The following is a 19,337-nucleotide window of genomic DNA, read 5'->3' on the forward strand; positions in this document are numbered from 1 at the left end:
CTCCCTGTTCCCGCCCGCTGTCGCCAAAGTCGCCACGGGGCCACGATACAACCCCGCAGTTAATCGATCGTCCTCAAGCTTGGCCGTGGAGGAGGCTGAAGGCCGGCGCGCCTAGGGCGCTGCGATCCGTTCCTCCAGGAAGGCGCGAAGATCGCGCGCGCTTTCGTCGGGCATCTGCTCCATCGGGACGTGACCGCCCTGCGGATAGACCACCTTGCGGGCGTCGGGGATCGCCTCGGCGAAACCGGCCGAGCGGGCAGCCGGGATCACCTGGTCTCTCGCCCCCACCATGACGAGCGTCGGCGCCGATATGGCGGCGAAGGTCTCCGGCGTCACGGCCTCGCCGGCGCCCCCGCGACGGCCGGTCAGGAGCGCACGGTGGCCCGGCGCGCGGGCGAGCGCCACGTAGCGGTCGACCAGTTCGGGGGTCACGAGGCTCTCGTCCTCATAGGCCTGGACCAGCCCGTCCTTGGCCAGGGGGCGCGGATCGAGGTTGCGCAGAAGCGCCCGGCCGAGCGGATTGGCCAGAAGACGGAAGACGAGCGGCGGCCCCGACTCGGCCCCCTCCGCCTGCGGCCAGCCGGCGGCGTTGACCAGCACCAGGCCGCGGACCTTGTCCGGATGGGCCAGCGTGTAGCGCCACGCCACGGCGCCGCCCATGGAGTTGCCGGCGATGACGAAAGGCTCCAGCTCCAGGTGTCCCGCGACCGCGTCGACCACCGCCACCTGCGAGGCCGGCGTGATCTCGTAGTCCTCCGGCGCCCGCGTCAGCCCATGGCCGGGCAGGTCGAGGCTGACCATCCGGTAGTCGGGCGACAGCCGCGCGACCCACGGCTCCCAGGCGTGCAACGAAGCCGCGAAGCCGTGGACGAGGACGATCGTCGTCGGCGCGTCCCTCGGCCCCTCGTCGCGATAGTGGATGCGCAGGCCCTCATCCGTCTCCAGATAGCGCGAGGCGGGGCTCGCATACCGCTCCTCCAGCTCGGCATAGGGGAGGTCCGGCGCCACGCAGGCGCTCAGGCCCACCAGGATCAGCCCCACCGCCAGCAAACGGCCCGCCCAGCGCATCGCAACCCTCCCCGCGCCGGCTCTGACGTCCGGCCTTTTCGCCAGCTTGGGCGGCTGGCGGCGAAGGTCAATGCTGTCGCAAGGTCACCCCGCGGACCTCGGCACGGCTCTTGCGAGGCAGCAGCCCAGAGGAGCGCGAGATGGTCTCTGCAGTCTCTGGAACCGGCAATTCCTTCCTCCTGGAAGCGCTGACGCGCGCCCGGTCGGCAGAACCTGCCCAGCAGGTCACCGCCGCGCGGGAGCTCGTCCTGCCGGTCCAGCCGGTGGCGCCCGTGGCGCCGGCGGCCAAGTCGCTCGCCCCGCCGCCCAATCCGCTGGCCGAACCCGCCGCGGTGACCAGCGCCCTGCAGCAGGTCGACGTTCCGCCGTCGGAGTTCGCCGCCTTCGCCCAGGCCCGCGCCGCCGGCGCCTATGGCCTCGCGACGATGCCGGCCGTGGAGACCCTGCAACCTGTCGCACCGCCCGAACCGCTGCGCGACGTGGGCGAGCTGGGCTTCATCCCGGGCGAGGTCTTCACCAGCGAGGATCCGAACGCCGTCACCGACTATCTCCGCGGCGAAGTGGCCAAGGCGAAGGCCGCCGCCGAGCGCGAAGCGAAGATCAGCGAGAACCTCGGCGTCGAGGTGAAGATCGCGTTCGACCCCAACACCGGCAACCAGACCGTGCTGAAGCCCGGCGAGGCCGGCTATGACGATGTCCGCGGCGCCCGCGCCAGCTACGCTCTGATCGGCTACGACCTCGAGAAGATGGGCCAGTCGCGGGCCGATTTCCAAGACCTCTTGCCCGCCCGCCCCCGCCAGGCCGCCTGACGCCGCCTGCGACGATGACAGCTGGGTGAAGCCTGCGCGCCCGCGCTTGTGCGCGCGCGATTCCGGCCCCACCTTCGAGACATGAGTGACCGCCCTTCGGGCGCTGCGCCGTCGCGCCTCGTGGCGGTGCTGGGGCCCACCAACACCGGTAAGACCCATCTGGCGGTCGAACGTATGCTGGGTCACGCCTCCGGCATGATCGGCCTGCCCCTGCGGCTGCTCGCCCGCGAGATCTACGACCGCATCGTCAAGCTGCGCGGCGCCCGCTCGGTGGCCCTGATCACCGGCGAGGAGAAGATCGTCCCGCCCCGCGCCGTCTATTTCGTCTGCACCGTCGAGGCCATGCCGCTGTCGCGCGAGGTGGAGTTCCTGGCGGTCGACGAGATCCAGCTCTGCGCCGATCCGGAACGCGGCCACGTCTTCACCCATCGCCTGCTGCACGCCCGCGGCAAGTCCGAGACCATGCTGCTGGGCGCCTCGACCATGGCGCCGCTGGTCCGCCGCATGCTTCCGGACGCCGAGATCGTCGGACGCGAGCGGTTCTCCAACCTCACCTATGCCGGCTCCAAGAAGCTGACCCGCCTGCCCCGGCGCAGCGCCGTCGTCGCCTTCTCCGCCGACCAGGTCTACGCCATCGCCGAGCTGATCCGCCGCCAGCGGGGCGGCGCGGCCGTGGTCATGGGCTCGCTCAGCCCGCGCACGCGCAACGCCCAGGTCGAGCTCTACCAGTCGGGCGAGGTGGATTTCCTGGTGGCCACCGACGCCATCGGCATGGGCCTGAACATGGACGTCGACCACGTGGCCTTCGCCGGGCTGCGCAAGTTCGACGGCAAGCGCACCCGCTGGCTGCATCCGCAGGAGATCGGCCAGATCGCCGGCCGCGCCGGCCGCTTCCGCACCGACGGCACCTTCGGGGTGACGGGCGACTGCGACGAGATGGATCCCGACCTGGTCGAGGCGGTGGAGAACCATCAGTTCGAGCCCGTCGCCGGCGCGGAGTGGCGCAACGCCCGCCTCGATTTCGGCTCCCTGCCGGCCCTGATGCGCTCGCTCGCCCAGCCGCCGCAGCGGCCGGGCCTGAAGCTCGCCCAGGAGAGCCTGGACGAGATCACCCTGCGCCAGCTGGCCGCAGATCCGGAGGTGGCGAACCGCGCGCGCGACCGCAGCGCCCTCTTCCGGCTGTGGGACGTCTGCCAGACGCCGGACTTCCGCAAGGTCTCGGCCGAGGAGCACATGCGCCTGGTGCGCGACCTGTTCGACCAGCTGACCACCGGCCGGCGCCGCATCGCCGACGACTGGATCGGCCGGCAGCACAAGCATCTGGATCGCACCGACGGCGAGATCGACGCTCTGGCCCAGCGGCTGGCCGCGGTCCGCACGCTCGCCTATGTCGCCAACCGGCCCGACTGGCTGGTCGATCCCGCCGGCTGGCAGGGGAAGATGCGGCAGCTGGAGGACCGGCTGTCGGACACCCTGCACGAAAAGCTGATGGCCCGCTTCGTCGACCGGCGGACCAGCGCCCTGATGCGCGGCCTGCGGGTGCGCCACGAGATGCTGGCCGGCGTGGGCGGCGACGGCGCGGTGACGGTGGAAGGCCAGTATGTCGGGCGCCTGTCCGGCGTCGCCTTCGAGGCCGCCCGCGGGTCGACCGTGCTGGAGACCAAGGCCCTGCGCGCCGCGGCGACCGCCGCCGTGGGTCCGGAGATCGCGCGCCGGCTCGGCCGCCTCGCCGCCGAGCCCGACGAGGCCTTCGCCCTGACGCCCGACGGCGCGGTCCTGTGGCGCGGAGACGCCGTGGCGGCCCTGGCCGGCGGACGCCCCTTCTCGCCGCGGGCGCGCCTGTTCGGCGAGCTGGGCGAGGCCGCCGCCCGCGAGCGGGCCCAGCGCCGCATCGAGGCCTGGCTGGCGGCGGAGGCCGGGCGGCGCCTGTCGCCCCTGCGCAAGCTCGACGCCGCCGTCGCCGACGGCAAGATCAAGGGCCTGCCGCGCGGCCTCGCCTATCGCCTGCTGGAGAACGGCGGCGTGCTGGACCGCACCGAAGTGCGCGAGGAGGTCATGGCGCTGAGCCAGGTGGAGCGCCGGGCGCTGAAGAGCCTGGGCGTGCGCATCGGCGCCTTCAGCCTCTTCATGCCAGGCCTGCTGCGGCCGGAGGCCCAGGCCTTCGCCCAGGCCTTCGCCGGGGAAGGCGGCTGGCGGCCGCCCGCCGGCGTCTCCCACGCGCCGGAGCCCGCCGCCGCGCCCTGGCGGCTCGCCGCCTTCGGACTGCGTCCGGTCGGCCGGCTCATCGTCCCGGTCGCGGGGCTCGAGCGGCTGGACGAACTGCTGCGGGCCGCTCCCCGCCAGGCCGGCGCGGCCCTGCTCTCCGACCAGGCGCGCGAGGCGCTCGGCTGGAGCGCGGGCGAGACCGACCAGATCCTTCGGGCCCTGGGCTATGCGCCCGCCGCCAAGCCCAGGGCCGGCGAGCCGGTGGCCTGGCGCCGGCGCAGCGACAAGGCCGGCAAGGGCGAGCCGGCGGCCCGCGCGCCTTCGGCCTCGCCCTTCGCCGCCCTAGCCGCCCTGAAGACGAAGCCCCCGCGGCCGGCCCGGCCCCGCCGCGCGCTCAAGGCCAAGTCGCCGGCTTTGGACCCGCAGACCTCGAACGCCGCCGGGACCCAGCCCGCCGAACCCCGCCGCCGGCGACGCCCGCGGCGGCGACGGCCACCGGGCGGGAGCGCCGCGTGAGCGAGGCCGCCGAATCCTGCCGCGTCGATGTCTGGCTGTGGCGGGCGCGCTTCTTCAAGACCCGCTCCATGGCCGCCAGGTTCGTCGAGGACGGCCGCGTCCGGATGACGCGCAGCGGCCAGGAGACGCGGCTCGACAAGCCCTCGCGCGCCGTCCGCATCGGCGACGTCCTGGTCTTCGCCATCGGCGGACGGCTGACGGCGCTCACGGTCTCGGCGCTCGGCATACGCCGCGGCCCGCCGGCCGAGGCCCGCACCCTCTATCGTCCCTTGGAGAATTCCTGAGCAGCAGGCGCGGCCCAAAGACGCTATGGCCCCAGGTTGACAAGCCGCGCCCGCGCCGTGAAAAACCCGCGCCCTCAAAGACACGCGCCAGAGTTCGGCGCGATGGAGCTTCTGACCCGATGACCTACATCGTCATGGATCCCTGCATCAAATGTAAGTTCATGGATTGCGTGGAGGTCTGTCCGGTCGACTGCTTCTATGAGGGTGAAAACTTCCTCGCCATCAATCCGGACGAGTGCATCGACTGCGGCGTCTGCGAGCCCGAATGCCCGGTCGACGCGATCAAGCCGGACACGGAGGATGATCCTGACGGCAAGTGGCTGCGGATCAACTCCGAATACTCCCGCGTCTGGCCCAACATCACGGTGAAGGGCGATCCGCCCGAAGACCGCGAGGCTTACGAGCGCGAGACCGGCAAGTTCGAGAAGTACTTCAGCGAGAAGCCAGGCCGCGGCTCCTGACGCCGAAGCTGTCCGACTGCTGCGCTGCGGCGCCAAGCCTTTCTTTCGGCTGAACTTTATGCTATCGTCACACTCGACGTGGCGGTAGGCGGTTGTCGCCTGCCCCGTCGAAAGAGCAGAAGAGCCGTCTCCGGCCGAAAACGCCTGCCAAGGGCGAGGGTGTCTTAAGAGGTCTACTCCGTTTTATGGGTTTCCGGCTGTCGCGAACTTTTCGCGGGCGAGGCCGGTTTGTCCCATTCAGCGGGGTTTTCCGCGACTCCCGCCGGTCGAGCGACGCAATTGAAAGGTCATTGCGATGAGCAAGAACGGTCTGGATTTCCAGGTTGGCGATCACGTCGTCTATCCGGCGCACGGCGTCGGCCAGGTGCAGGCGATCGAGACCCAGGAAGTCGCCGGTCTTTCGCTTGAAGTGTACGTGATCACCTTCGACCACGAGAAGATGACCCTGCGGGTGCCGACGGGCAAGGCGCGCAGCTCGGGCCTGCGCTCCCTGGCCGAAGGCGATGTGGTCAGCCAGGCGCTGAACACGCTGAAAGGTCGCGCCCGCGTGAAGCGCACCATGTGGAGCCGCCGCGCCCAGGAGTACGAAGCCAAGATCAATTCCGGCGACCTGATCTCCATCGCCGAGGTGGTCCGCGACCTGCACCGCGCCGAGAACCAGCCCGAGCAGTCCTATTCGGAGCGTCAGCTCTATGAATCGGCGCTCGACCGCATGGCCCGCGAAGTCGCCGCCATCGAGCAGATCGACCGCGACGCGGCCATCGTGATGCTGAACAAGTCCCTGCTGGTGAAGGCCGCCGCGGCCTGACGCCGGACCGCAAGGACCATCGACAGGACGCCCGGCCTCAGCGCCGGGCGTTCTTCGTTTCAGGGGGTGAGCGGGGCGCCGGCCCGACAGGGCTTGTCCCAAGCCCCCGCCCCATGGCATCGAACCCGCGCCGGCCCGGTAGCTCAGCAGGATAGAGCAGCGGTTTCCTAAACCGAAGGTCAGGGGTTCGAGTCCCTTCCGGGCCGCCAGTGTCTGTCGTTCCCACTTAAGGTGGGCCACATCGCAACCTAAGGCTGGCCCAAACAAGTTAAAGCGGGCCACGACTGCCTTGCCAGACCGCGTTCTCGAGCCTCTGGCCGGGTTTGCCGCCGAATTCCATGAGAGATAGCGACACGAGCTAGCTCGCCGGCTGCGCCAATGTTGCCGTGGTGCAGCCACAGCGGCTCTGACCGTTTACCCGTGGCCAAACATTGAGCGAAGCTCAGGCCGGAGGTCGGCCACCTCCAGGGGCCACGGATTTGCGCTGAGCGGCGGGTCGATGGCGACGACAGCGCCGATCGTCGGGAGCTGGAACCTGGCGGCTGTAAGGCTGACGAGCGCCCCCAGGGACTCCCCGACCAGCAGAATTGGTCTAGCGCCGAAGAACGTCGCGACAGCGACAGCAAAGGCCTTCCCCCAAGCATCTAGGCTGGTCTCGGAGAGGGAGGGAACGCCGTGCCCGGGCAGGTGCCCCACGACGCAATTTGGGATTTGCTCGGCCAGCGGAACCATGTCGGCGCCCGAGCGCATAGCGCCATGGAGCAGGCAAACCGCAGGTCCTGGGTCAAACTCGCCCAACGTGCTGAGCCACACCGGCCCGAGACGCGTTTCGACGGCCGTGTGACGCAATCCCTTCGCCCCCTTCAGTGAGCGATGCCGGTCTAGCAGGGCGGGAGGCTGGGCGGCTATACGCGGCTGACGGATAGGAGCTGGTCGGTGACAGATCGGGCGAGGCGTTACTTCATTCCCACGCCGGGCGGCGAAGTGGCGCTCGTGTTTGAACCCTCGCCCCGCAGTTCGGTCCTGGCAATCATCCACGGTGCGGCGCGCCGCTCCATTCAGCTGAAGCCGTGGCTCGCTCACAACGCGGTGCTCATCGAACTGCCGGGCCATGGCCAGGCGCCTTGGATCGAGGGCGGAGTGGCAGATTGGGCGAGAGCCTTCCAAGCGGCGCTCGATCACTTATGGCCCGGCGCGCCTGTGACCTTGGTCGGCGAGAGTCTGGGGGGCGTGATCAGCCTCCACATGTCGGCCGGCCGAACAATCCTCCTCGACCCACCAATGCAGCCGACTGAGGCCGTCGAGCACGAGATCCGCCATGGCAACGTCGCTGAGTGGCTGCGCCCCCTGATCCGCGCCGACTACTGGTCGCTCCTTGATGCACAAGAGCGGGTGGTCGAGGTCGTGTGCGGGGCGGACGGTATTCTCCCTGAAGATGCCCGCGCCCGGCTGGCATGCCACCCAAGGGTCATCTATCAGTTGGTGGATGGCGGACACGTCCTCCTGGACGATAATCCAGAAGCAATACTTCAGATCGTGCAGATGGCGCCGGGCAGAGGCGAATAGCGAGCACGAGCTTCAACGCCCAGGCCGGGCGAGCCTACGTCCTGGCCTCCGACTCCGTGACCAGCGCACTCGCGGTTGTCCCCACTGAAGGTCTGCCTTTCCGGTCTATGGCTTGGGTCCCGCCGCGCTTTCCCGGAGGGCAACGCGGCTGCGCCGGTCGAACGCTTCAAGCCACGCCGCCCCCTGACGACGGATGCTGAGCAGCCGCTGCGAACGCTCGGGTCAGGCTCCCAAACCGCCGCTCGATTGTCGAGGAGCTGGGTAAGTCTGGAGAATTGTCCATCATGGCGCGTGTCGCTCTGCCGTTGGCCATCACCATCTGGCCTAGCGCGGTCAGGATCGCATCATCTGAGTACTTGATCTTGAAACTGGTGCGGGGCGCCGTTGGACATTCGTAGCCCACCAAGGCGTAGGCCCGCCGCAGCGTTCCGAACCGCTTCATATAGGTCGTGGGCGAGGGAAGCTCCGGACTGCGATTAATCAGCTCATAGGTGAGCCGGCCTTCCCGCTCGAAGAGCGCCTTCAGGCGGTCGAGCATGTCCTGGTCGGCATACCTCCGGCAGTGGACCCGATACGGGCGGCCCCCGATGTCGGCCCCGACCATGGCCCAGATGCCTTTCAGTCCACCCAGCCGTTTGCGGACCACCCCTGCGGTTGGGAGGTCCTCGGCGGCGTCGACCAATGCGGAGCTCAGCTTCGATCCAGAAGCTGCGAGCACCCGGAGCCGATCCAGCAATTCGTCGTCGGTGAGGCGGCAGACCCCCGCCTTGATGATCTCTTGGGCCCGATTGAATAGGGCCGTAGAGATGATCGGCTCCACCGCGTCAGCCGTGATCACCTGTTCCGAGACAGGATTGGCGACGGCCTTGCTCCCCATCTTGATCGAGCGCCGATTGTAGCGAATCTCGCCGACATAGGCGGGGTTGACCAGAAGCATGCGGACTGTGTGGCCGCGCCAGGGCCTGCCCCGCCTGAACGGAACACCTTCTTCATTCAGCAGGCGCGCGATGGATCGCTGCCTCAGCCCCGTGATCGTGAAGAGCCGGAAGATGCGCCGAACACAGGCGACTTCTTCCTCGGGCCCGGGAATGAGCTTTTCCCGATAGGTGGCGGTGAGCTTCTTCTCGCCATCCTGAAGGACCAACAAGATGCGCCCAGCGTCGTCCACCACTGCGCGGCGCAGCCCGTACGGCGCACTGCCGCCGGCATGATAGCCGGCCTGCGCGACCCGCACCTGAGCGGCGAAGACCTTCCGACTGAGGTCGCGGCTGTACTCGGCCGCCATCATCCGCTTGATGCTCTTCAGCACGGTAGCGGCTGGCGAGCCGTCATTCGCAAACGCCTCAGCACAATACTCGACCCCGATCCCCGCCTGGCGGCACAGGAACTCGTAGTGAGCGGCCTGGTCGGGATCCTGAAAGCGTCCCCACCGGCTGACATCGTAGACGAGGATCATCTCCGCACCGAGCTGGCCGGCAAGCACATCGCGCAGCAGAGATTTGAGACCTTCACGGCGCTCGAAGGTCAGGCCGCTTACGCCGGCGTCCCGGTAGGTGCCGACGATCTCAATTCCATGCTCCAGGGCATAGGCGAGATTGGCGGCTGCCTGATTGTCGAGAGAGTAGCGCTGATGCTCCGTCGACATGCGGAGATACTGCACGGCGCGGGCGGCTGGCATGGCATGCTCCCGGGCCCGAGCGGCCCGCGAAGATTTTGCACGCTAAAATTCGGAGTCCACGAGTTTCGGGGCCATCCTTCTACCATGCCCGAAACTCATCCCTCCGCGCGCCCAGCGCCGCGGGTAAACTCGTTCAAGTTCCGGGTGGGGCGGTGGCTTGAGGCGGAGGGGAGCGGCTGGGGGGTCGTCTCAGCGACGGTCCTGTCGCTCGCCGCTCTGGGGATCCTTGCGCTCCTCGCTGGCGTGACGCTCAACTAGTAGCTGGCCGTCTCAGTGTCCAGGCGAAGCCAGCCGCGCCTCCACCTCGGTCACCATAGCGCTCGCTGTCGTGCCCAGCGCCGCAGAGATGGCCATCAGCCGCGAGACGCTGATCCGGTTGGCCGCCCGTTCGTACTTCTGCACCTGCTGAAAGGTGATGCCGCAGGCCTCGGCCAGCTGCTGCTGGGAGATACCCGCGGCGAGCCGCTTCTGTCTGAGGAGCTCGCCCAGCACAAAGTCGGCCTGAGTAGGCGCCATGTTCGCGCCTCTTGTCGATCTGGTCGGCACGGTGTCCCTTTCGGCGGAAGCTTCAGCAAAGGGCGTCGGGCCGGCCATGTGCAACCTCTACTCGATGACCAAGGGCCAGACGGCGATCCTGAACGTCGTCCGGGCGACGCTGGACAAGACCGGCAACCTGCCGCCCCTCCCCGGGATCTATCCCGACTATCCCGCGCCGATCGTGCGCCAGCTCGACGGCGAGTGCACCCTGGCCATGGCCCGGTGGGGTATGCCGTCCCCAGGTCCGCCCACTGAAGCCCTGGCTGACGCCGGAGCATCGTTGCCTCGTCCCCTTCACCGCCTTTAGCGAGCCGGCGCCCGCTCAGTGGCGTCAACGTCACCGCTGGAACTACGGGTTGTTAGTGGGATGGGGCAAGGCACCGCCCTCGCTTAGAGCACCTAGTGATGCTACCCATGAGTCTGCGAAGCAGGAGGATCGAATCCGTTGCCCGTGTTCTATCTGCGGGACGCCAGGAGCGACTTTCATGGTTACTCGACGCTCGCCTGGCTGCATGAGTTCGCACGGAAAGCACCATCAGGCGAGATCGTTCTGGACTGCAGTCGATTGCGGTGGCTCGACGCCAACCTTTCAGCACCGCTCAGTGCCGTTATGCATGCCTCGCTCGGCCCCTCAAACAGAACCTACCGGTTCGCTCAACTGAGTAGATCCCTTGCGAGCCTGCTTTGCGACAATGGGCTGGTCCAGGGGGAGCGATCCGCTCGCGGCACCGTGATCTGGATCGGCGTGGAAAATTGACCCCTATCTCGGGGAAATCGGCGTCGAAAAATGACCCCCTGTCTCTGAGGCTTTGATGGCCAGATCGGCGGCTTGTTCAGCTGCGGATCGAGATGGGGATGCTGGTATTGGAGACGGTTGCGAAGATCCGGCGTGAGCACTTTGGTCGGGGCAAGGGCGTAAAGACGATCGCGCGGGAGCTGGGGTTGTCGCGCAACACGGTCCGCAAGGTGCTGAGGTCGGGAGAGACCTCGTTTGAGTACGAGCGTTCCGAGCAGCCTCATCCCAAGCTGGGCGCCTTCATCGGGCGGTTAGAGGCGATGCTGGAGAGCAACGCCGCCAGCGCCAAGAAGGACCGGCTGACCCTGACGCGGATCGCCGATCTGCTGAGCCGGGAGGGCTATGACGGCGGCTACGACGCCGTCCGACGATATGCAGGCCGGTGGGCTGCCACGCGCCGCGGCGTGAGCTCTCCGGTCGAGGCGTTTGTGCCGCTGAGCTTTGCGCCGGGCGACGCCTACCAGTTCGACTGGAGCCACGACCAGGTCGAGATCGGCGGCACGCCGATGACCGTGAAGGTCGCGCATTTGCGGCTTTGCCACAGTCGTCGGTTCTACATCCGGGCCTATCCGCGCGAGAGCCAGGAGATGGTGTTCGATGCTCACGCCCGCGCCTTTGCGCTGTTCGGCGGGGTCACGGCGCGCGGGATCTACGATAACATGAAGACTGCGGTGGACGCGGTGTTTGCGGGCAAGACCCGGCGGTTCAATCGGCGCTTCGAGCAGATGTGCTCGCACTACCTGATCGAGCCGGTCGCCTGCACACCAGCCTCGGGCTGGGAGAAGGGGCAGGTCGAGAACCAGGTGGGCTATGCCCGCGACAACATCTTCAAGCCACGCCTGCGCTTCAGTACGCTGGAGGAGCTCAACGGCTGGCTGGAAGCCGAGTGCGAGCGCCGGGCGCGAAACGACCGACATCCTGAGCAACGCGACCGGACGGTCTGGGAGGTGTTTGAGACCGAGCAGCCGTTTCTGGCGCCGTTTGCTGGGGCCTTCGACGGCTTCCACCAGATCGAGGCCGTGGCGCAGGCCACCTGCCTGGTCAGCTTCGACCGCAATCGCTACTCGGTGGCGGCCCGGGCGGCGCGCCGGGCGGTGCAGATCCGCGCCTACGCCGACCGGATCGTGCTGCTCTGCGGCGGCGAGGTCGTGGCCGATCACCCGCGCAGCTTCGGCCGCGACCGGACAATCTATGATCCCTGGCACTACCTGCCGGTGCTGGCGCGCAAACCCGGGGCGCTGCGCAACGGCGCGCCCTTCCAGGACTGGGCGCTGCCGCCGGCCTTGACCCGGCTGCGGAAGAAGCTGGGCTCTGGCGACGAGGCCGACCGCCGCTTCGTGCGGGTGCTGGCCGCGGTGCTCGACGATGGCCTGGAGGCTGTCGACGAGGCGGTCCGTGAGGCCTTGGACGCCGGTCTCTCCAGCGACGATCTGATCCTCAATATCCTTGCCCGGCGACGCGAGCCGCCACGACCTGCGGGGATCACCACGTCGGAGGCGCTTCAGCTGCGGCACCCGCCGATCGCCGACTGCGCCCGCTACGACCGTCTGAGAGGCCCCCGTGCAGCGGCATGAGATGATCGAGGTCTTGGGGCAACTGGGCTTGAAGGGCATGGCCGGCGCCTTCGACGACGCCGTCACCACCGGGCTGCAGCGCAACCGTACGGCCATGGAGATGCTGGCCGATCTCCTGGAGGCCGAGACCGCTCACCGCAAGGCCGCATCCATCCGCTACCGCATGACGGCGGCCAAGCTGCCAGTGATGAAGGACCTCTCGACCTTCATCTTCCAAGGCTCGCCGATCAATGAGGGGCTGATCCGCACGCTGCACGACGGCGCCTTCCTGGCCAACCATCGCAACGTCGTGCTGGTGGGCGGTACCGGTACGGGCAAGACCCATCTGGCCGTCGCGATCACCGCCAGCGTGGTCCGCGCCGGCGCCCGCGGCCGCTTCTTCAACCTCGTCGATCTTGTGAACCGCCTGGAGGACGAGGCCGGCGTGGCAAGGCTGGAGCGCTCGCGGCCCAGCTCTCCCGGCTGGATCTCGTCGTGCTCGACGAGCTGGGTTATCTGCCGTTTGCCCAGGCTGGCGGCCAACTGCTCTTCCACCTGATCAGCAAACTCTACGAGCGCACCTCGGTGCTCATCACCACGAACCTGGCCTTCGGCGAATGGCCGACCGTCTTCGGCGACGCCAAGATGACCACGGCGCTGCTCGACCGGCTCACCCACCACTGCGACATCGTCGAAACCGGCAATGACAGCTGGCGGCTGAAAAGCCGGTCCTAAACCCAACGTGAGGGGTGCGCCCGCCGGCTACGCGCTGCGCTACGCCGATGGCTACGCGCTACGCCGCCGGGCGACTGCCAACGCCCGCACCAAGGGGGTCAATTTTGCACGCCGGTCGGGGGTCATTTTTCAACGCCGTTTGACACTGCTGAGTAGGAACGAGCGATCGGCGCAGGTCAGGGGATCTGCTCTCTGACCTGTCCGCGTCTGATCGGCGTCAGTCGCTGATCTTGTCGCTCGGCCGGAAAGCGGACGCCGCGGAGCGGGCAGGAGCGCGATCTCCACGGCGCGCTGGCGTTCACGCCGCCCATGCCGAAGCCGTTCGACAGCGCGCCCTCCGTGAAGGACTGCTGCCACACCGCTGTCAGCAGCGTGAGGATAGGTGGTCTCAAACAGCTGGAGCCGACCATGTCCGACCTCGTCTTCTACACCAACCCCATGTCGCGCAGCCGCATCGTCCGCTGGATGCTCGAGGAGGTGGGCCAGCCTTACGAGGCGAGAATCCTGCGCTGGGAGACCGGAGACGCCAAGACGGCCGACTATCTGGCGATCAATCCCATGGGCAAGGTTCCCGCCATCGTCCATGACGGGACCGTCGTCACCGAATGCGCGGCCATCTGCGCCTACCTCGCCGACGCCTTCCCTGAAGCCGGCCTCGCGCCCCCCGCCCACAGCCGGCTGCGCGGTCCCTACTATCGCTGGCTGTTCTTCGGGGCCGGTCCGATCGAGCAGGCCATCGGCGCCAAGGCGGTGAACCTGGAACCGACGCCCGAGCAGCGCAGCTCCCTGGGCTTCGGCTGCATGGAGGATGTCCTGGACGTCCTTGAGGGCGCGGTGAAGGACCGCGCCTATCTGGTGGGCGAAACCTTCACCGCCGCCGACCTCTACCTCGCCTCACACCTGTCCTGGGGGATGAACTTCGGGATGATCGAGAAGCGTCCGGCGTTCGAGACCTATGCGGAACGCCATCTCCAGCGTCCCGCGGCCCGGCGCGCGGACGAGATCGACGACGCCCTGATCCATCAGGCGCAGCCGACCGCGTGAACCGGGGCGCCGGCGGCTGACAAGGCCGCCGCGCCCGTCCTGCTCTGGCGCGCGCCGCCGGGAGGGGCCGGCGCAGCCGGGCGCGTCGAAGGCGGTGCGAGGCCCGGCTGCCGGATCGAAAGCCCAGCTCTGCAGTTCATTGGGGCATGCTCGACTCCCTTCCCCACTGGCAGCAGCTCGCCCTCTTCGCCGTCGTCGCCGCCCTGGGCCTGACGCTCCTTTTCCGGTTGCCCTACGTGGGCGGCGCCCTGCGGCACGTGGTGTCCGTCGCCGTCCTGGCCCTCTGCCTGTTCGTGGTGGCCCAGCAGCTTCCCTATCAGCCCTGGCTCGCCCCGCTGCTGGCCCGGGCCGGGCTGGACGGCCAGGAGGTGACCGGGGAGGAGGTGCGCATCCGCATGTCGCCGGACGGCCACTTCTGGGCGCGGGTCAGCCTGAACGGGGTCGAGACGCGGATGCTGATCGACAGCGGGGCCACCCTGACGACCCTCTCGACCGAGACGGCCGCACGGGCCGGCATCCGTCCGGAGGTCAGCCTCGCCCCCATCGTCGCGCGCACGGCCAACGGCGTGGTGCAGGCGCAGCCCGCACGGGCGGAGTCCTTCAGCCTCGGCCCCATCTCCGCCTCGGACCTGAAGGTCGCGATCTCTCCCTCGCTGGGGCCGGTGGACGTCCTTGGCATGAACTTCCTGGTCCGCCTGGCGAGCTGGCGCGTCGAAGGCCAGTCCATGGTGCTGACGCCGCGGAGCGAGCCGGGGGCGTGAAGCTCCGGCTGAGGCGCCGACGAGAATCCACAGCAGACTCTCGCCCGTCGGCGCCTGCTTCAGGAGCCATCCGCCTCGCCGAGACCGCTTCCGGCGGGGCTTGCGTCGCCGAACGCCAGGCGCGCTATCGGCGACCAGGGGCCGCCGAGATAGCGCCAGACCTCCAGCCCCTCGGCCCAGATATCGAAGGGCTCGAAGGCCTGCTGCAGGTCTTCGAGCAGGGCCCGCGCGGCGTCCGGTTCGGCCTTGTTCTGGATGGTGATGTGCGGCCGGAAGGGGGCGCGGTCCTGGGGCGTCAGCCAGCCGGAGAAGGCCGCCGCCAGTTCGGCGCGCAGATCCTCAAGCTCGGGCGAGGCGATGCGATAGGCCACGCCCCGGCCGAGAAACCAGGGGCCGCGAACCTCCAGCCGCATCGGCGCGCGCCGTCCGGCGGCGGCCTTCAGCACTTCGGCGACGGCGGTCTCCTCCGCCCCCGGCAGGGCGTGGAAAAGGGTCAGGTGCGCCGGGACCTGATTGCGTCCCTTCGGGAAGTGGGCGCGCCGCAGGTCGTCGAACCAGGCGAAGGCGCCCTCGTCCAGGGCGGCGGTGACGATCAGGGGCGGATGGTCGATCATGGAAGAACCTGGCGCTGGGCTCCGGGCACGGTCGAACAGGTGTGGGCGTTCCGCAGACCATGGCGACATTCTTCACCAGCGACACCCACTTCGGCGATCACCGCGTCCTCAACCTCTATCCCCGGCCTTACGGCTCGGTGGCGGAGATGGACGCCGACCTGATCGCCCGCTGGAACGCCGTCGTCGGCGCAGGGGACGAGATCTGGCACCTGGGAGACTTCGCCCGCACGCCGCGCCTGGCCGCCGAGCTCCTGCCGAAGCTGAACGGGCGCAAGCACCTCGTGGCCGGCAATAACGACATCGGCCCAGACGTCGCCCACGGCTGGGAGACGGTGCAGCCCTATGCCGAGATCGAGCGCGAGGGCCGGCGGCTCGTTCTGTGCCACTATCCGTTCCGGAGCTGGAACGGCCAGCACCGCGGCAGCCTGAACCTGCATGGCCACAGTCACGGCCGGATGAAGCCCCTGCCGCGCCAGTTCGACGTGGGCGTCGATGTGCGCGACTATGCCCCGGTCGCGCTGGAAGCCCTGCTGGCGGCGCGCCGGCCGAAAGCGCCCTGAGCGACGCCCTCGCCCCGCTCCGGAGGCCGCCGCCGGCTGTTCACCCCAGGCCCGCCGGGGCGTAGGCTCGCCTCAAGGCCCTCCAGCCCAGGAGCGAGACCATGCCCGCCTACGCCCCCACGGACGTCCTCGAGACCCACGAGGTCACGAACCAGCCGCCCCCGTTCGCCGGCCAGAACCTGTATCTGATCGACCAGCCCTTGCGCGAAGCCGTACGACGCGAGGCCGGGCCGTGGCTGGACGAACGCATGGCGGCGCTGGGCGCGGTGGTCGGGTCCGAGCACGTGCTGGAACTGGGAGAACTGGCCAACCGCCATCCGCCGGAGCTGGTCGCCTTCGACCGGTACGGGCGACGGCTGGACGAGGCGCGCTTCCATCCCGCCTATCACGAGCTCATGGCGCTGGCGATGGATCACGGCGTCCATGACGTGGCCTGGACGGTCGACGAGCCCGGCGCGCATGTGGGCCACCTCGGCCTGCTCGCCCTCTTCACCCAGGCCGAGGCCGGGACCATGTGCCCGATCAACATGACCTACGCCGCCGTGCCCGTCCTGGCGGCCCATCGGGACGCCGCCGGCCCCTGGCTCGAGCGGCTGATCGGCGGCCGCTACGACGCCCCCCTGCGGCCGATCACGCAGAAGCGCGGGATCACCCTGGGCATGGCCATGACGGAAAAGCAGGGCGGCAGCGACGTGCGCGCCAACGCCACGCGGGCCGAGCCCCTGGGCGAGGGGCTCTATCGCTTGACCGGCCACAAGTGGTTCTGCTCGGCGCCGATGAGCGACGGCTTCCTGACGCTGGCCCAGGCGCCCGGCGGCCTCAGCTGCTTCCTCGTTCCGCGCATCGCCGAAGGGGGCGAGCGCAACGCCATCCGCCTCATGCGGCTGAAGGACAAGCTCGGCAACCGCTCCAACGCCTCCAGCGAGATCGAATACCACGGCGCGACGGCCCGCCTGCTGGGCGAGGAGGGGCGCGGCGTGAAGGTTATCATCGACATGGTCCACCACACGCGCCTGGGAACCATGGCCGCCACGCTCGGCGTCATGCGCATGGCGCTCGCCCAGGCGGCCCACCACGTCAGCGGCCGCAGGGCCTTCCAGAAGACGCTGATCGACCAGCCGGCCATGCGCGCGGTGATCGCCGATCTGGCCCTGGAGTACGAGGCGGCCGTCGTGCTCGCGACCCGCACCGCGCGCGCCTTCGGCGACCTGGACCCTCAGGGCCGCGCCTTCGCTCGCCTGGCCGTGGCTCTGGGCAAGTACTGGCTGACCAAGCGCTGCCCCGGCTTCGTCTTCGAGTGCATGGAATGCCACGGCGGCGTCGGCTACGTCGAAGAGACGCCCATGCCCCGGCTGTTCCGGGAATCGCCCCTGAACGCCATCTGGGAAGGCTCGGGCAACGTCATCGCCCTGGACATCCTGCGCACGCTGGCGCGCGAGCCCGAGGCCCTGGCCGCCTGGCGGGCGGAGGTCGAGGCGGCGCGCGGGGTCTCGCGCACCCTGGACGCCGCGGCCGACCAGCTGACGTCGATCCTGGACCGGGGCGCGGTCGGCGAGGGCGAGGCCCGCTGGGTCGCCGAGCGCATGGCTCTCGTCCTGCAGGGCGCCCTGCTCGTCCGGCACGCGCCCGCGGCCGTCGCCGAGGCCTTTGTCGGCAGCCGGCTTAGCGAAGACCGCAGCGCCTTCTACGGCGCCTTCGCCCGTGCGCCCGATATCGCGGCCATCGTGGCGCGCCAGCTGCCGGCCTGAGCGGCCGTCCGCCCTCAGCCCTTCAGCGCCTCCAGGCAGCCGGACTCCGCCAGGATGGCCGCCAGTCGCTCATCCCCCGCCGCCTCGGCGTACTTGCGGCGCAGTTCGGCCAGCGACTTCGCGTGGTACTTCTGCGGCGGCTGGGCGTAGTCGCCGCCCGGCAGGGCGACGGTGAAGCTCTCCTCGCCGGCCGCCAGGGCGCGGGCGTTGGCGTCGGCCCAGGGCAGGAAGTAGGCGCCGGCATAGTCCAGCAGCGGCTTGAACGTCGGGGCGAGCGCGTCCCAGCTCTCGAAGTCGCCATCGATCCGTGGGTCGTTCATGCGCAGCGCCCAGTCGGCCACCGCCGGCGCCCGGGCGCGCATGATGGCCCCGGTGGTGGGGTCGATCAGCATCTCGAAGAACTGGGCGGCGAGACCGAAGTCGCCGAGCGCCGGCCGGCCGCCGAACAGGTAGGGCCGGTCGGTCAGGTGTGGCTGCAGGATGTCGAGCAGGCGCTCGTAATAGGCCGTGATGAGCGGCGCATTGGCGTCGCTGGAGCCCACGAAGTGACCCCGGCCGGTCATGCGCTCGCGCACCATCCTGGCGCGCTCGGCCACCGCCTCGGCGCTCGCGGTCGGCAGGCTCAGCCGGGCCAGCGCCTGGGCCGAGGCGAGCTGGTCGACCTCGGCGTACCAGCGGTGGTGGAACATCAGCTTGTTGCCCCACTCGTCGCCGAACTCCTCGACGAACTGCGAGAGGAACTTCAGCGCCGGGCCGTCGGGATGGATCGAGGGCTCCGGATGGGCCGCCTCGACCGCCTCGATGATCGGAGTGGAGTCCTGCAGGCCCTGGCCGTCGGGGCTCACCACCGTCGGGATGATCGGCAGGCGCGAGTGCTTGCGGTACTCCGCCTCGTTGTCCGGGCCGCGCGGGGTCCAGCGATGCGGCAGCCCCTTGAACCGGAAGTAGGACCGGACCTTCACCGAATAGGGCGACATTTCCGATCCGAAGATCACATAGGGCTCAGGCAAGGCGTCCTCCGCGGCGTCTCAGGCGTCGTCGGAGGCCAGTCTGCCGCCCATCGCCGCGCCTGGCGAGCCCGCGATCGGCTAACGGCTGCGCGCGGCGAGCGCCACCGTCTGGGCTGCGCCGAGCGTGAGCGCGTCCTCGATCAGGCCGGTGGAGGTCTGGCCGAAGCGGCGCATGGCGCGCATGCGCAGGGCGAAGGTGACGTAGGACGCCGCGACGGCCGCTCCGGCCCCCAGCACGGCTCCGGCGAGGGCGCGACGGCGCGGCGCCAGCGCCATGCCCGCAATCCCGCCGGTGACGAGACGCGCGGCGATCCCGGCCAGCACGATCCGGTCCGGCGCCGAGCGCAGCTTGTCGCCCCAGATCTCGCCGGCGGCCAGGGTCTTGGCGGCGCCAGACACCAGGGGGTGGCCCAGCCAGGAGGGCGCGCCGTTGTCGGCCGGCAGGGTCCCGCACCGGGCGGCGTCGGCGACCACGGCGAGCGGGGTCATGGACCGCGCGCCGGCGGAAAGTCCGATGAGAAGGGCATGGAGCATGGGCTGTCCTCTGATGGCTCCAGGCCAAATCGCTCAATGCGCCGATTGGC

The 19,337-nt window shown here is 69.4% G+C and carries 20 protein-coding genes, 1 tRNA gene and 1 pseudogene; 15 read left to right on the forward strand and 7 right to left on the reverse strand.

Going from position 1 to position 19,337, the window contains the following annotated elements:
• Positions 1-111: 111 nt before the first annotated feature.
• Positions 112-1,068 carry an alpha/beta hydrolase gene (locus H2041_RS06390; protein WP_293410754.1) on the reverse strand — a complete coding sequence of 319 codons (957 nt, stop codon included), beginning with the start codon at positions 1,066-1,068 and terminating at the stop codon, positions 112-114.
• Positions 1,069-1,208: 140 nt separating this feature from the next.
• Here H2041_RS06390 and H2041_RS06395 point away from each other — a divergent pair, with 140 nt between their 5' ends.
• The 6 genes from H2041_RS06395 (at position 1,209) to H2041_RS06420 (ending at position 6,360) form a co-directional block, all read left to right on the forward strand.
• Positions 1,209-1,877 carry a hypothetical protein gene (locus tag H2041_RS06395; RefSeq protein WP_293410757.1) on the forward strand — a complete coding sequence of 223 codons (669 nt, stop codon included), beginning with the start codon at positions 1,209-1,211 and terminating at the stop codon, positions 1,875-1,877.
• Between the two features lie 81 nt (positions 1,878-1,958).
• A complete protein-coding gene (locus H2041_RS06400) occupies positions 1,959-4,598 on the forward strand; it encodes a helicase-related protein (RefSeq protein WP_293410759.1) in 2,640 nt (879 codons plus the stop codon).
• Complete coding sequence (locus H2041_RS06405) at positions 4,595-4,882, forward strand: S4 domain-containing protein (protein ID WP_293410761.1); 288 nt, start codon at positions 4,595-4,597, stop codon at positions 4,880-4,882. The genes H2041_RS06400 and H2041_RS06405 overlap by 4 nt, the downstream gene beginning before the upstream one ends.
• Before the next feature lie 119 nt (positions 4,883-5,001).
• Complete coding sequence (fdxA, locus tag H2041_RS06410; protein ID WP_293410763.1) at positions 5,002-5,343, forward strand: ferredoxin FdxA; 342 nt, start codon at positions 5,002-5,004, stop codon at positions 5,341-5,343.
• 295 nt (positions 5,344-5,638) lie between these two features.
• Complete coding sequence (locus H2041_RS06415; RefSeq protein ID WP_293410766.1) at positions 5,639-6,151, forward strand: CarD family transcriptional regulator; 513 nt, start codon at positions 5,639-5,641, stop codon at positions 6,149-6,151.
• Between the two features lie 132 nt (positions 6,152-6,283).
• A tRNA-Arg gene (locus H2041_RS06420) sits at positions 6,284-6,360 on the forward strand.
• A gap of 205 nt (positions 6,361-6,565) precedes the next feature.
• Here the strand turns inward: H2041_RS06420 and H2041_RS19090 are convergent.
• A complete protein-coding gene (locus H2041_RS19090) occupies positions 6,566-7,189 on the reverse strand; it encodes an alpha/beta fold hydrolase (RefSeq protein ID WP_367133022.1) in 624 nt (207 codons plus the stop codon).
• Between H2041_RS19090 and H2041_RS06425 the strand changes: the two genes are divergently transcribed.
• The gene (locus H2041_RS06425; protein WP_293410768.1) at positions 7,088-7,717 is read left to right on the forward strand and encodes an alpha/beta fold hydrolase; all 630 of its coding nucleotides are present in this window, start codon (positions 7,088-7,090) and stop codon (positions 7,715-7,717) included. The genes H2041_RS19090 and H2041_RS06425 overlap by 102 nt on opposite strands.
• A gap of 166 nt (positions 7,718-7,883) precedes the next feature.
• On the opposite strand, the gene H2041_RS06430 is transcribed toward H2041_RS06425, so the two are convergent.
• Positions 7,884-9,395 (reverse strand): recombinase family protein, encoded by a 1,512-nt coding sequence (locus H2041_RS06430; protein ID WP_293410771.1) that lies wholly within the window; start codon positions 9,393-9,395, stop codon positions 7,884-7,886.
• Between the two features lie 270 nt (positions 9,396-9,665).
• Positions 9,666-9,911: a helix-turn-helix transcriptional regulator gene (locus tag H2041_RS06435; RefSeq protein ID WP_293410773.1), complete on the reverse strand. Its 246-nt coding sequence runs from the start codon at positions 9,909-9,911 to the stop codon at positions 9,666-9,668.
• Here H2041_RS06435 and H2041_RS06440 point away from each other — a divergent pair.
• The 6 genes and pseudogenes from H2041_RS06440 (at position 9,910) to H2041_RS06465 (ending at position 14,821) form a co-directional block, all read left to right on the forward strand.
• Positions 9,910-10,239: a hypothetical protein gene (locus H2041_RS06440; RefSeq protein ID WP_293410775.1), complete on the forward strand. Its 330-nt coding sequence runs from the start codon at positions 9,910-9,912 to the stop codon at positions 10,237-10,239. The genes H2041_RS06435 and H2041_RS06440 overlap by 2 nt on opposite strands.
• 138 nt (positions 10,240-10,377) lie before the next feature.
• Positions 10,378-10,689 carry a hypothetical protein gene (locus tag H2041_RS06445; protein ID WP_293410778.1) on the forward strand — a complete coding sequence of 104 codons (312 nt, stop codon included), beginning with the start codon at positions 10,378-10,380 and terminating at the stop codon, positions 10,687-10,689.
• A 98-nt stretch (positions 10,690-10,787) separates the two neighbouring features.
• A complete protein-coding gene (gene istA, locus H2041_RS06450; RefSeq protein ID WP_293411150.1) occupies positions 10,788-12,302 on the forward strand; it encodes an IS21 family transposase in 1,515 nt (504 codons plus the stop codon).
• A pseudogene (istB, locus tag H2041_RS06455) lies at positions 12,289-13,016 on the forward strand (IS21-like element helper ATPase IstB). The gene istA and the pseudogene istB overlap by 14 nt, the downstream one beginning before the upstream one ends.
• Before the next feature lie 408 nt (positions 13,017-13,424).
• Positions 13,425-14,060, forward strand: a complete 636-nt coding sequence (locus H2041_RS06460) for a glutathione S-transferase family protein (protein ID WP_293410780.1) — start codon at positions 13,425-13,427, stop codon at positions 14,058-14,060.
• Positions 14,061-14,206: 146 nt separating this feature from the next.
• Positions 14,207-14,821 carry a TIGR02281 family clan AA aspartic protease gene (locus tag H2041_RS06465; protein WP_293410783.1) on the forward strand — a complete coding sequence of 205 codons (615 nt, stop codon included), beginning with the start codon at positions 14,207-14,209 and terminating at the stop codon, positions 14,819-14,821.
• Between the two features lie 59 nt (positions 14,822-14,880).
• On the opposite strand, the gene H2041_RS06470 is transcribed toward H2041_RS06465, so the two are convergent.
• The gene (locus tag H2041_RS06470; protein ID WP_293410785.1) at positions 14,881-15,435 is read right to left on the reverse strand and encodes a 2'-5' RNA ligase family protein; all 555 of its coding nucleotides are present in this window, start codon (positions 15,433-15,435) and stop codon (positions 14,881-14,883) included.
• A 59-nt stretch (positions 15,436-15,494) separates the two neighbouring features.
• On the opposite strand from H2041_RS06470, the gene H2041_RS06475 reads away from it, so the two are divergent.
• Positions 15,495-15,995, forward strand: a complete 501-nt coding sequence (locus H2041_RS06475; RefSeq protein ID WP_293410788.1) for a metallophosphoesterase family protein — start codon at positions 15,495-15,497, stop codon at positions 15,993-15,995.
• Between the two features lie 101 nt (positions 15,996-16,096).
• The gene (locus tag H2041_RS06480) at positions 16,097-17,743 is read left to right on the forward strand and encodes an acyl-CoA dehydrogenase family protein (protein ID WP_293410791.1); all 1,647 of its coding nucleotides are present in this window, start codon (positions 16,097-16,099) and stop codon (positions 17,741-17,743) included.
• A 14-nt stretch (positions 17,744-17,757) separates the two neighbouring features.
• On the opposite strand, the gene H2041_RS06485 is transcribed toward H2041_RS06480, so the two are convergent.
• Together H2041_RS06485 and H2041_RS06490 are read right to left on the reverse strand one after the other, a co-directional pair.
• Positions 17,758-18,753, reverse strand: a complete 996-nt coding sequence (locus tag H2041_RS06485) for a glutathione S-transferase family protein (protein WP_293410793.1) — start codon at positions 18,751-18,753, stop codon at positions 17,758-17,760.
• Positions 18,754-18,831: 78 nt separating this feature from the next.
• Positions 18,832-19,287, reverse strand: coding sequence for a DUF4126 family protein (locus tag H2041_RS06490; protein WP_293410795.1), 456 nt, complete (start codon positions 19,285-19,287; stop codon positions 18,832-18,834).
• Between the last annotated feature and the right edge of the window lie 50 nt (positions 19,288-19,337).

The organism is Phenylobacterium sp. (genome assembly GCF_013911965.1).
Lineage (GTDB): Bacteria > Pseudomonadota > Alphaproteobacteria > Caulobacterales > Caulobacteraceae > Phenylobacterium.

What these genes read in the sequence shown, in the direction of transcription:
- H2041_RS06460 (WP_293410780.1), top strand. Translation starts at nt 13,425, where the DNA reads ATGTCCGACCTCGTCTTCTACACCAACCCCATGTCGCGCAGCCGCATC.
- H2041_RS06390 (WP_293410754.1), bottom strand. Translation starts at nt 1,068, where the DNA reads ATGCGCTGGGCGGGCCGTTTGCTGGCGGTGGGGCTGATCCTGGTGGGC.
- H2041_RS06415 (WP_293410766.1), top strand. Translation starts at nt 5,639, where the DNA reads ATGAGCAAGAACGGTCTGGATTTCCAGGTTGGCGATCACGTCGTCTAT.
- istA (WP_293411150.1), top strand. Translation starts at nt 10,788, where the DNA reads ATGCTGGTATTGGAGACGGTTGCGAAGATCCGGCGTGAGCACTTTGGT.
- H2041_RS06465 (WP_293410783.1), top strand. Translation starts at nt 14,207, where the DNA reads ATGCTCGACTCCCTTCCCCACTGGCAGCAGCTCGCCCTCTTCGCCGTC.
- fdxA (WP_293410763.1), top strand. Translation starts at nt 5,002, where the DNA reads ATGACCTACATCGTCATGGATCCCTGCATCAAATGTAAGTTCATGGAT.
- H2041_RS06430 (WP_293410771.1), bottom strand. Translation starts at nt 9,395, where the DNA reads ATGCCAGCCGCCCGCGCCGTGCAGTATCTCCGCATGTCGACGGAGCAT.
- H2041_RS06490 (WP_293410795.1), bottom strand. Translation starts at nt 19,287, where the DNA reads ATGCTCCATGCCCTTCTCATCGGACTTTCCGCCGGCGCGCGGTCCATG.
- H2041_RS06400 (WP_293410759.1), top strand. Translation starts at nt 1,959, where the DNA reads ATGAGTGACCGCCCTTCGGGCGCTGCGCCGTCGCGCCTCGTGGCGGTG.
- H2041_RS06395 (WP_293410757.1), top strand. Translation starts at nt 1,209, where the DNA reads ATGGTCTCTGCAGTCTCTGGAACCGGCAATTCCTTCCTCCTGGAAGCG.
- H2041_RS06440 (WP_293410775.1), top strand. Translation starts at nt 9,910, where the DNA reads ATGTTCGCGCCTCTTGTCGATCTGGTCGGCACGGTGTCCCTTTCGGCG.
- H2041_RS06435 (WP_293410773.1), bottom strand. Translation starts at nt 9,911, where the DNA reads ATGGCGCCTACTCAGGCCGACTTTGTGCTGGGCGAGCTCCTCAGACAG.
- H2041_RS06480 (WP_293410791.1), top strand. Translation starts at nt 16,097, where the DNA reads ATGCCCGCCTACGCCCCCACGGACGTCCTCGAGACCCACGAGGTCACG.
- H2041_RS06470 (WP_293410785.1), bottom strand. Translation starts at nt 15,435, where the DNA reads ATGATCGACCATCCGCCCCTGATCGTCACCGCCGCCCTGGACGAGGGC.
- H2041_RS06475 (WP_293410788.1), top strand. Translation starts at nt 15,495, where the DNA reads ATGGCGACATTCTTCACCAGCGACACCCACTTCGGCGATCACCGCGTC.